This is a genomic window from Paracoccus shanxieyensis, from assembly GCF_009711265.1.
In the GTDB taxonomy this organism is placed as follows: domain Bacteria; phylum Pseudomonadota; class Alphaproteobacteria; order Rhodobacterales; family Rhodobacteraceae; genus Paracoccus; species Paracoccus shanxieyensis.
This window is the reverse complement of sequence record NZ_WMII01000046.1, coordinates 1-10,006: the sequence shown is the minus strand read 5'-3', so window position 1 is coordinate 10,006 and position 10,006 is coordinate 1. Positions and strand designations below refer to the sequence as shown.

The 10,006-nt window shown below is 68.2% G+C and carries 10 protein-coding genes and 1 pseudogene; 2 read left to right on the top strand and 9 right to left on the bottom strand.

All coding sequences use genetic code 11. The annotated features are described in order from the left end of the window. Positions 1–117: 117 nt before the first annotated feature. The 5 genes and pseudogenes from GL284_RS20735 to GL284_RS20720 form a co-directional block, all read right to left on the bottom strand. Positions 118–1,818, bottom strand: a pseudogene (locus tag GL284_RS20735) (phage tail family protein); the annotation flags it as partial. Continuing rightward, entirely contained in the window at positions 1,811–1,969 is a 159-nt protein-coding gene (locus GL284_RS21405) for a DUF7697 family protein (protein ID WP_196216825.1), read from the bottom strand. The gene GL284_RS21405 and the pseudogene GL284_RS20735, both read right to left, overlap by 8 nt. A gap of 68 nt (positions 1,970–2,037) precedes the next feature. Then, a complete protein-coding gene (locus GL284_RS20730; protein WP_155046309.1) occupies positions 2,038–2,493 on the bottom strand; it encodes a hypothetical protein in 456 nt (151 codons plus the stop codon). Further along, positions 2,493–3,431, bottom strand: a complete 939-nt coding sequence (locus GL284_RS20725) for a phage tail tube protein (protein ID WP_155046308.1) — start codon at positions 3,429–3,431, stop codon at positions 2,493–2,495. The genes GL284_RS20730 and GL284_RS20725 overlap by 1 nt, the downstream gene beginning before the upstream one ends. 139 nt (positions 3,432–3,570) lie before the next feature. After that, a complete protein-coding gene (locus GL284_RS20720) occupies positions 3,571–3,990 on the bottom strand; it encodes an acyl-CoA transferase (protein ID WP_155046307.1) in 420 nt (139 codons plus the stop codon). Between the two features lie 170 nt (positions 3,991–4,160). Between GL284_RS20720 and GL284_RS20715 the strand changes: the two genes are divergently transcribed. Then, positions 4,161–4,982, top strand: a complete 822-nt coding sequence (locus tag GL284_RS20715; protein WP_155046306.1) for a chromate resistance protein ChrB domain-containing protein — start codon at positions 4,161–4,163, stop codon at positions 4,980–4,982. Further along, entirely contained in the window at positions 4,979–6,349 is a 1,371-nt protein-coding gene (gene chrA / locus GL284_RS20710) for a chromate efflux transporter (RefSeq protein WP_230383229.1), read from the top strand. The genes GL284_RS20715 and chrA overlap by 4 nt, the downstream gene beginning before the upstream one ends. A gap of 23 nt (positions 6,350–6,372) precedes the next feature. Here chrA and GL284_RS20705 read toward each other — a convergent pair whose 3' ends face one another. The 4 genes from GL284_RS20705 to GL284_RS20690 form a co-directional block, all read right to left on the bottom strand. Further along, on the bottom strand, positions 6,373–7,002 hold the full coding sequence (locus GL284_RS20705) for a DUF6441 family protein (RefSeq protein WP_155046305.1): 630 nt from the start codon (positions 7,000–7,002) through the stop codon (positions 6,373–6,375). After that, positions 6,999–7,310, bottom strand: coding sequence for a head-tail joining protein (locus GL284_RS20700; protein ID WP_155046304.1), 312 nt, complete (start codon positions 7,308–7,310; stop codon positions 6,999–7,001). Before GL284_RS20700 ends, GL284_RS20705 begins: the two co-directional genes overlap by 4 nt. Then, positions 7,310–7,645: a DUF2190 family protein gene (locus GL284_RS20695; protein WP_155046303.1), complete on the bottom strand. Its 336-nt coding sequence runs from the start codon at positions 7,643–7,645 to the stop codon at positions 7,310–7,312. Before GL284_RS20695 ends, GL284_RS20700 begins: the two co-directional genes overlap by 1 nt. 74 nt (positions 7,646–7,719) lie before the next feature. Beyond that, positions 7,720–9,756: a prohead protease/major capsid protein fusion protein gene (locus GL284_RS20690; RefSeq protein WP_155046302.1), complete on the bottom strand. Its 2,037-nt coding sequence runs from the start codon at positions 9,754–9,756 to the stop codon at positions 7,720–7,722. Positions 9,757–10,006: the final 250 nt, after the last annotated feature.

Sequence of the window (10,006 nt, the reverse complement as noted above, 5' to 3'; positions counted from 1 at the left end):
CGGCTTCTATAACCCGCGCCGTCGGCACTCAGCATTGGGAGGCAAAAGCCCCTTGGCCTTTGAACGCCACGTGGCCTAAACGAGCACTCGGAGCGGCACAAATACGCGACAGGTCCAGGTCACGGCATCCTTCAGCGCCTGCCAGGCGGCAAGCGGCCGGGTCGCGGCATCGGTCAGCATGCCAGCGGCCTCGCGATAGGCATCGGCCCGGGCGCGTGCGTCCTCTGCCATGGCACCCAGCCCGAGATCGGGCGGGGTGATATAGGTCCGAGCAAGCGCCGCCGAAAACGCATCGGCTGCTGCAGTACCCGCCGCCGTCGCGGCCCCCTCGAACGGATTGTCGATCCGGCTCAGGTCCACCGCGTCGAGCGTGCCGATCCGCACACCGCCTTCGCCGGTCGCCCATTCGGGCAGCAGGGCCAGCGCGGCGTTCAGGGTCTCGATGAAGCTGTTGATACGCTTGACGACGCCGTTCAGCATCGCCTCGACCCCGCCGATCAGCCCGTTTGCGGCCTGGTAGGCGAAGTCACCGATGGCGCCCGGCAGGCTGCCCCAGATCGCCACCGCGCCGTCATAGGCGCCCTGGAAGATCGCGACAGTGCGGTCCCCAAACCCCACGACGCCCGCGACGGTGCCGTCGAGCGCCGAGAGTGCTGCGGCCTTCAGCCCCTCCCATCCGGCCGCCATTCGGGCCAGTGCGGCGTCGAGTGCGAGCCCGATGCGCGACCAGACCTCGGAGGCCAGATCGGAGAGCAGCCGGAAGGCTTCGCCGACCCCACCCACGCGGGCAACGAATTGGGACAGCTGATAGATGAGTTCGCCCACGCCGACGATCAGCGCACCGATGCCTGTGCGGATCAGCGCCCCGCGCAACACGACGAGCGCGGTGGCGAACCCCCGGACCGACAGCGCGGCAGCGGCCAGCCCGGCGACCCAGCGGCCCGCGAGGAAGGTTGCGAAGGTCCCAACATAGGTGGTCAGGCGGCCGATATTGTCGAAGAGCCCGCGAATGGCGATGCCGAGCGGCCCGGTGCGGCTGGCGATGGCGGCCATGGCGTTGGCGACAGCCTCGAGCGCCGGGGCCGCGGCGACGGCCAGCTGGTTCGAGAGCCCGCGCCAGATCAGCCCGAGCCGGGAGATGGCGTCGTTCGTGCGCTCGATCTGGTCGGCATCCTGCTCCGAGACGACAACGCCGAAGGCGAGGACGTCCTCGGTCGCCTGGCGCAGCGTCGCGGTGTCGATCCGCGACATGGCGATGGAGCCTTCCTCGCCGAAAAGCTGTCCTGCGACGGCCGCGCGTTCTGCGGCGGTCACGAAGCTCTCGATGGCGGCGTTGATCGCACCGACACGCTGATCCAGCGGCAGGGCGATCAACTCATTTGCCGATAGGCCCAGCCTGTCCAGCACGTCGGCTGCGGGGCCGGTCCCTGCGGCCGCTTGGCTGAGACGGCGGGTCAGGTCCTTGGTGGCCTGCTCGATCCCGGACATGGACACGCCCGCCAGCTCGCCCGCGCGCTCCAGCGTCTGGATCGAGGCCACCGTGGTGCCGAGCGACTGCGCGAGCTTGGCCTGCGCATCGACGGTCTGCAGCCCGGACCGGATCATCGCCACGCCCGCGGCGGCAGCGGCGGCCACGGCAGCGGCGGCTGCTACCGCAACACGTCGCGAGAAGGCCGCCAGCCGGGTGTTCGCCGCTTCCATCTCGCGGCTCAGCCGTCCGAAGCCCCGCGACCCGGCTTCGCCCACGCCTTCCAGTTCGGCGCGCACTTGTCGGCCGCCGACCGCGGCGAGGCGGACGGACACACGCTTTTCAGCCATCGGGGCGTTCCATCTGTTCGTTGAGCTTGGCCACCATCACTGCTTCGATGACGGGCAGCAGTTCGGCCATGACGACGGGCGGCACGCTTAGGGCTTCACCGAGCGCCAGCGCCGCCGACATGTCCCAGCCGATCACGGCACCCGGCAGCATACGCAGCTGGCCACCGAGGCGACCGACCAGGTCCCAGACCTGCCAGCCCTCCGGCGTTTCCGGACGGTTCAGCCGCGCCGGGCAGTCCGGGCAGGCTTGCTCGCGGCCCTCGTAGGGTGCGCAGGCTTGGCAGTATCGCTCGCCCCCGCCGAAGGACCACTCGGCAAGAGCGCGGAGGCGTTTTTTTCCTGTTCCAGCAGCAGACCCGTCGAGACGTAGGTCAGCTGGAACGCCTCGAAGATCGGCCAGACATCGAGCAGCGCGTCGATGCCCTCGGGGCTGGGGTCGATGGGATTGCCGTCTGCATCTCCGATACCGTCCCAGGCGAGCACAGCGCGGCGCGCGAGAGCCTTGGCGAAGGCGACCGCGCGCTCCTCGTCGGAAGCCTCCTCGGGCACCGCCTCCACTACGGGGTCGCTGCGGGTCGCCACCATCAGAGCGGTGGTCAGCGGGCGCAACTGCACCCGAACGCCGGGGGCGAGATCATGCCAGCGCGGGGACTTGGTCAGGTCGAGAGTCAGCATCAATACGTCTCCACATCGTTCACGAGGGTGGCGGTGCACATCCGGCCGACGACGCTGTCGCGCGCCGCCTGCCAGTCGAAGGTCGCCTGAACGCCCTGCGGTCCGGAGATCTCGATGCGCGGGCGCGGCAGGTAGACGGCGTGCACGGTGAAGGTGAAGCTTTCTCCCGAGGGCAGGACGTAGGCGAATTCCATCTCGCAGGCCTCGCCGTTGATGGCCTGCGTCACCAGCGTCTGGTCGGCGAAGCGCACCTCGATCCGGCCGGTCAGCGCGGCGATGGACGGGTCAGCTCCGTCGATGCGCCCGTCCGAGCGGATCGTCTCGATCCGGTCGAGATTGTTGGCATAGGTGATTTCAGCCGAGACCACGTTGCCGAGTGCGGTGCCATTGCGGGTGATCGCCCCGTTGAAATGGCCGAAGCGCTTCAGCTCCAGCGCGGCCGGTGTTCCCGCGCTCGTCGTGGTCCCGACCGTCTCGCCCTGCGCGACCAGCCGTGCCGTTGCGGTCAGCAAGCCCGAGCGCTGCATCTGCCAGCTGATCTGGTCGAGCACGCAGCCGGAATACATCGCGTAGCGCGGCACCTCGGGCATGCCGGTCTCGATAGACATGCTGGGCAGCGTCCAGGACCCCGACTGGAACTCGTGCGTCCAGGGGCCGGTGCCCGTGGTGGTTGGCGCGCCGAAGGCCGCCTTCAGCCAGAAGCCGAAGGCCTCGGCGTCGAGCGGCACGACGACGTCGCCGTCGGCCGTCACCGCATCCTTGATCGGCGCCAGCGGATCGCGGCCGTAGCCCAACAGCTCCGAGTTCAGCAGCGGCTGCTCCGCCCCGAGCGTGGTGCTGGCAAAGGGCATCTTCGTGAAGCCGCCTGCGGGCGGCGTGCCATAGACGGTCTCGAACGCAAGCGCCATCTGCGCCCGCGCCCCCTGGGCTCGTGCCATGGTGTTCTCCTCGGGTTGTCGGGATCAGCCGAGCGGATCGGCCGTGGAATAGTGCAGCACCACAGGGAGTGAGGCGGATCAGATGACAGTCCAGTGGACTGTCGTCCCGCCGAACGCGGCCTTCAGGCTGGCCGCAGGTTCACCCAAGCGGATCGTCAGTTGAATAATGCAAGACGACCGGAATGACCGCCGCCTTCAGGCTGGCCGCGCCCTCGACCGGCAGATCGACGGGCCGTGGCGCTTCCGCCTCGACCCAGTCGCAGAGCCCGCCCAGCGTGCGGTCGGCGGCGAGTGCCGCGCCGATGCTGGCGGTCAGCGTGTCGAAGGCAATGTCACGGGCGGCGCCCTGCACGACCGCCTCGATTTCGGCGCGGTGCTGGTAGTGGTAGGCGAGCGGCGACAGAGTAACCTCCGGCTCGCCCGGCTCGCCATCGCGCAGGATCAGCAGCCCCCCGGCTGGCACGCGCTCGGGCAGCACCTCGCCGCGCAGGGCGGTGGCAGGAAGCGCCGAGAGCCGCGCGTGCAGCGCGGCGAGGATGGTTTCGCGATGAGTGGGCATGGAGCGTCCGGTTGATTCTGGAGTTGCACGAGCGCTGCTCGCTTGACCTTTGCAATTCTTGACAGTTTCAGAGCGTTTCCGGTAACTGGACCCATGGGGATTGCGAGCTCCCCACGAGGCGCCAGCCGAAGATCGCGTTCCTGTTTAACCCCGGCGACGGAGGAACGCACATGCCTGCGCCCAATGCCATTTCGTTCGACAAGCTCACCCGCATCATCGGAACCCCCCGCGCGCCGCTCCTGCTCGACGTGCGGTCCGAGGAGGATTTCGCCGCAGACCCACGGTTGCTCCCTGGCGCCGTACGGGTCGACGACCAGGCGCTCGCCGCCCTCGCGCCACAGCTCGGCGGCCAGCCTTCGATCGCCGTCTGTCAGGCCGGCCATCGGCGCTCTCAGGGCGCGGCCGCCTGGCTGCGCGCCGAGGGCTGCCCTTCGGAATATCTCGAGGGCGGGTTCGAAGCATGGCGCTCGGCCGGACTGCCCCTGATCGATCCGGCGAAGTTGCCCGCGCGCGATGCGCAGGGCCGCACCATATGGGTCACCCGGTCGCGCCCCAAGATCGACCGCATCGCGTGTCCCTGGCTGATCCGGCGCTTCCTCGATCCCCGTGCCATCATCCTGTTCGTCGCGCCTGCCGAGGTGGTGGGCGTCGCCGAACGCTACGAGGCAACGGCCTTCGACATCGAGGGCGTGTTCTGGAGCCATCGCGACGAGCTCTGCACCTTCGACGTGATGCTGGCCGAATTCGGCCTGACCATTCCGGCGCTCGACCGGCTCGCGACCATCGTCCGCGGGGCGGACACCGCCCGGCTCGACCTCGCGCCCGAGGCGGCGGGGCTGCTGGCTGCGTCGCTTGGCCTGTCGCGCATGTATTCCGACGATCTGGAACAGCTCGACGCCGGCATGCTGCTCTACGACGCCTTCTATCGCTGGGCACGGGACGCCACCGACGAGACCCACAACTGGCCGACCAACAAGCCGAAGCCAGAATGATGCAGGACCGCGCTTACCCCACTCTGGCCGAGGCCACCCGGACCTGGGCCCGCATTGGCCTCCTGAGCTTCGGCGGCCCAGCCGGACAGATCGCGCTCATGCACCGCATTCTCGTCGAGGAGCAGCGCTGGCTGGGCGAGAAACGGTTCCTCCATGCGCTCAACTACTGCATGCTCCTGCCGGGGCCGGAGGCAATGCAGCTCGCCGTCTATATCGGCTGGCTGATGCACCGGACGCTCGGCGGCATCATCGCGGGCGTCCTGTTCGTGCTGCCCGGCGTCGTGGCGATCATGGCGCTCAGCTGGATCTATGCGCTCTACGGCAATGTCGGCCCGGTCGAGGCACTGTTCTTCGGGCTCAAGGCGGCGGTGCTGGCCATCGTGGTGCAGGCGGTCATCCGCATCGGATCGCGCGCGCTCAAGAACGGGGCGATGGTCGCCATCGCCGCGGGCTCGTTCGTGGCGATCTTCGGCTTCGCCATTCCGTTTCCGCTCATCATCCTCGTTGCTGGCCTGATCGGGTTCTTCGGCGCGCGTGCGGGCCTGCCCGCATTCCATGGCGGCGACGGACACGGCAAGGTCGGCAAGGTCCAGGTCGACGACGCCGATACGCTGCTGGGCGAGGAATCGCCTGATCACACGCAGGTCAACAGGGGTTGGGCGTTTCGCATCTCTGGGGTGTTCCTCGCGCTCTGGCTGGCGCCGGTTGGACTGTTGTTCGCGGTACTTGGGCCAGAGAACGTGTTTTCGCAGATCGCGGGCTTCTTCAGCGTCATGGCCGTGGTGACCTTCGGCGGCGCCTATGCGGTGCTGGCTTATGTCGCGCAGGAGGCGGTGCAGTACTACGGCTGGCTTGCTCCCGGCGAGATGCTGGACGGGCTCGGCATGGCGGAGACCACGCCCGGCCCGCTCATCATGGTGACGCAGTTCGTGGGCTTCATGGGTGCCTTCCGCGAGGCGAGCGGCCTGTCGCCCCTGATGGCGGCAACGCTCGGCGGGCTGCTGACGACGTGGGTGACCTTCGTTCCCTGCTTCCTGTGGATCTTCCTCGGCGCGCCCTTCATCGAGCGTCTGCGCGACAACGCGGTGCTGACCGCCGCCCTGACCGCCATCACCGCGGCCGTGGTGGGCGTCATCCTGAACCTTGCCGTCTGGTTCGGTCTGCATGTCGTCTTCGACGAGGTGCAGACCGTTACAGCGTACGGCCTCGATCTGGATGTGCCCGTCTGGTCGACGGTGAACCTCGCGGCTGCGGCACTGGTGCTTGCCGCGCTTGTGGCGGTGTTCCGCTTCAGGCTGGGCGCCGTGACGGTCCTTGCGGGCTGTGCGCTGGCCGGTGTCGCGCTGGCGTCTGTGGGCTTGACATGAAGCCGCTCTTGTCATGGCGCGGATCAAATCTTCGCCTCCACCCAATTCGCCACGATCAACCCCGGCACACTGTCTAGCGCCCGGTCTGCATCCCGCGCCAAGTCCAGCCGCTTCGGCAGCTTGACCTGCGGCACCAGCAGGAAGATCGGCGCGGTGACCTTGCCGCGTCCGGTCTTGGAGCGCGACACGACTGCCTGGCCTTTGGTGTTCAGCCGCCCCTCAGCGACCAGCAGGCTCGGGCCCGTCCGGCGATAGACGAAGCGCAGACGCAGGCCACGTCGCCGCTCCCATTCGCCGGGGGTGATCCGGCCACCGCGCAGAGATTTGCCTGCGGCGGGCAGCGGGATGGCAAGCCAAAAACCGTTCTTCGACCGGATCAGCGGGCCGGTGTCATGCGCACCGACGATGATCGGGGCCTGGGACCAGACGAGCGCGGCGGCGTCCAGGCTCTCGCCTGCCTTCGGAAACGTCTGGCTGCGGATCGTGTTGGCAAGGCGGGTGCCGAGCCCTGCGCCGGTGACCTGCAAGCGCCATGCGGCCTTCAGGCCGGTCCCGGCCTCGCGCATCGCGGCGGTCACGGCGCGTTCGCCCGCCACCACCTCGGCATGCATCATCGCGACGATGTCGGGATCGATGTCGAGCTTCAGCCTCATGCGGGCCTCAGATCGACGGTCCAGACCAGCCGCTCGCGGTCGCGGACGGGCTCGCCCTGGATGAGGAAGGCGTCGCCCTCGATCTCGATACGATCACCAGGACGCGGATTCGCAACCTCGGCCACTCGCAGGTCGATCCTCGTGGTCTCAGACCAGAGCCGCGCATCGCCATAGTCGGTGATGGCATCCGCGCGCCGGGCGACGACGCGCACCAGAACGGGCGCGCCGCCCTCGGGCATGTAGATAGCATCCCTGCCAATATTCGGATCGGCAAAAAGCGCGTCCACGGCAGCGGCGAAGGCAGTCATCAGAAGCTGCCGTTGAGCCGCACCCGGCCGATGGTATCACCGGCCCCACCCGCGACTGCCTCAATGGCGACGCCGATCAGCGTGTTCGAGGTGGCCACGTTGGTGGTGCGCTTGTTGGTGTCGTCCCAATAGATTTTCGCGCCGGCCGTCCAGGCCTGCGAGCCGATCTTGGTGATGTCGAAGACACCGGTGAGCGCGGTCTCGACGCTCTCGCCGAGGGCGGCGGTGCCTGCCGCCACGCCGAAGATGGAGCCGACGAGCAGGCCATCGCCGGAGGCGACGGCATAGGGCGCGATCAGGGTGATGGTATTGCCGGGCTGGACGTAGTTTTTCATGGGGAGGATCCTCGTGGAAAGACGAAGGGCGGCCCGTCAGGACCGCCCGCGTTTCAGGGTTCAGGATTCGTGCCTTACGCGCCCGGGTTCTTGTAGAGGCCGCGCCAGTCGATGGCCTTGGCGCCGAAGTCGAGGCGGCACTTGATCTCGACGCCGTCGACATCGAAGCCATTGCGGGTCTCGATGTACGCACCCTGCTGGCCCTCGAGATAGGCGTATTCGATGGTGTCGATCTGGTTCGGGCTCGCCGCCAGATACCAGGCGGTGGCGCTCGCCGCGTCGAGGCGCGGCTCGCTGATCGGCGAGAGCGTCCGGATCGACTGCGGCACCACGCTGGAGGTCGCGGCGGGCACGAGGTTCTGGGCGACCAGCTGCTCGGCCTTCAGTTCCAGCGCGGCCGGCACGATCAGGAAGGCGGGACGGATGTTCAGCACCGTCTTCTTGTCGAGCCCGGTCTGCAGCGCCATCGCCGCACGCGCCGCCCCCACCGCATCGACGGCCAGCGCCGCGCCGGTGCCCGCGAGGTTCTTGTGATTGGCATGGAACAGCGCCGTGCCGTCGGCCATGGCCGGGTTCGCGGTGATGATCCCCCAGACCACATCGCTCTCCAGCTGGGCAATCGAGTTGCCGTACATCGCCGGGATGCGCGTGAAGGCGTCGAGATCGTCGTTGATCAGCACCTGCCGGGTGATCGCCACGACCCGGCCGTAGGTCTTGACCTTGTAGCTTTCCTTGCTCTCGCCCAGCGTGCCGCGCTTGAACTCGCCGCTCTCGCCCACTTCCAGAAGCTGCGGCGCTTCGCCGAGCTGCACGCGGTGCATGGATTTGAAGTCGGTCGCCAGCACCTGGCGGCAGAAGAGCGAGAAGGTCCGGGGATAGGCGTCATAGGCCTGCCGCAGGGTCTTGTTGGTGACGGCCGACAGGATCTCGGGGAAGTCCGATGTCGAATGCAGCGCGCGCGTCGCCACCTCATCACGCGACAGGCCGCGCGTGTTGACCCCGGAGTTTCCGAGGCTTTCGCGGGCGAGTTCCAGCAGCGTCATGCCGCGATATTGGCGGGCCGCATCCTCCAGCGGGAACAGCGTGGGGCTGTAGCGGTGCAGGAGCGCGTTGGCGACCGCATCGCGACGGGTGATGCGCTCGTCGCGGCCGCCGAGGGGCACGGAGACATGCGGGAAGGTCCGGGTCTCGTCGGACTTCGCGGCGACCTGATCGAGGATCAGGCGGCGGGACTCGTCGACGCTGACGCCGCGTTTCACCAGATCCTCGGCGAAGCTGCGCTCGAGGTTCAGCCGCCCGGCCAGATCATAGATCGTGGAAACGCGGTCGCGCTCGGCCTCGCGGGCACGGGTCGCGATGGCTTCGGTATCGGGCGCCTCGGGCTTGGGGGCCTTGGGCTGGCTGCGCGTCTCTGCCGCGCGCGTCTGCGCCTCGGGCGCGCCGGTCTTGTCGTCGGGCATGGTGATCTCCTCGGTCGCTGCCGTGTCGGGGGTGTCGTCGGCCGGGGCGGCCGGGGTCGTCTTGTCGGTCATGGGGGATGCTCCTTCGCTGGTTTCAGCGTCCCGGCGATGGAGGACGCAGTCGTGATGTTCGCCCTTGGCGCGAAAGCCCGCGGCGGGATCGGCACCGACCGGCACGGCCGAGATCTCGAACGGGGTCCAGTCGACCGCCCGCCAAAGCTCGCGCCCGCCATCGGGTTTCGAGATGTCGAAGCGGTGGACCTGATAGCCGATTGAGACGGCCCGGATGTGCCCGGCCTGAATGTCGCGCCAGATCGGCTCGACGTCGGCGCGTTCGCTGATCCGCACCTGTGCGACGCCGCGGCCGTACTCGATCCGGGCCGAACCCGGCACGACCGAGCCGATGACGGCGTCGAGCGTGTCGATCTCATGGACCTTCAGGAAGGGCGCGCCCGCGTTCAGTCGTTCGAGCCGGACATGGGCGGGATCGAGGCTCAGTTCCTCGTCATAGGGCTCGCCGAAGAAGCTGGCGCGACGGACGCGGGCGCCCGCCGACCAGATCACCTCGACGGTGCGCGCGTCATTGTCGACGCTGTTCGGCGCAAGCTCCGCCGACCGGCGCAGGGCCGGCAGTTCGATCATTGTATCCATGGGGGGCAGTCCTGTTGGTCGGCCTGAGCCGGGGTTGGCTTTGCATGTTCAAGCGAGGGCCAAATCTCCATTTGCCGAACCCACCGCTGCAGTAGACTAAGAGTGAGACAAGCTATTTTCCGCAGAGGACAGAGGCAGTGTCCCAACACATGGTGTAGGAGGCCGCGCGCGGAGCCTTCGGCGTAGCGCAGCGCGCGGCCGTTGGTGACGCTGGCGGTCACCGTCGATCTTCGGACAAGTTTCGGGTTGC

Excerpts from the sequence above, each read along its gene's own strand:
- GL284_RS21405 (WP_196216825.1), bottom strand. The coding sequence starts at position 1,969 with ATGCTGCCGGGTGCCGTGATCGGCTGGGACATGTCGGCGGCGCTGGCG.
- GL284_RS20730 (WP_155046309.1), bottom strand. The coding sequence starts at position 2,493 with ATGCTGACTCTCGACCTGACCAAGTCCCCGCGCTGGCATGATCTCGCC.
- GL284_RS20725 (WP_155046308.1), bottom strand. The coding sequence starts at position 3,431 with ATGGCACGAGCCCAGGGGGCGCGGGCGCAGATGGCGCTTGCGTTCGAG.
- GL284_RS20720 (WP_155046307.1), bottom strand. The coding sequence starts at position 3,990 with ATGCCCACTCATCGCGAAACCATCCTCGCCGCGCTGCACGCGCGGCTC.
- GL284_RS20715 (WP_155046306.1), top strand. The coding sequence starts at position 4,161 with ATGCCTGCGCCCAATGCCATTTCGTTCGACAAGCTCACCCGCATCATC.
- chrA (WP_230383229.1), top strand. The coding sequence starts at position 4,979 with ATGATGCAGGACCGCGCTTACCCCACTCTGGCCGAGGCCACCCGGACC.
- GL284_RS20705 (WP_155046305.1), bottom strand. The coding sequence starts at position 7,002 with ATGAGGCTGAAGCTCGACATCGATCCCGACATCGTCGCGATGATGCAT.
- GL284_RS20700 (WP_155046304.1), bottom strand. The coding sequence starts at position 7,310 with ATGACTGCCTTCGCCGCTGCCGTGGACGCGCTTTTTGCCGATCCGAAT.
- GL284_RS20695 (WP_155046303.1), bottom strand. The coding sequence starts at position 7,645 with ATGAAAAACTACGTCCAGCCCGGCAATACCATCACCCTGATCGCGCCC.
- GL284_RS20690 (WP_155046302.1), bottom strand. The coding sequence starts at position 9,756 with ATGGATACAATGATCGAACTGCCGGCCCTGCGCCGGTCGGCGGAGCTT.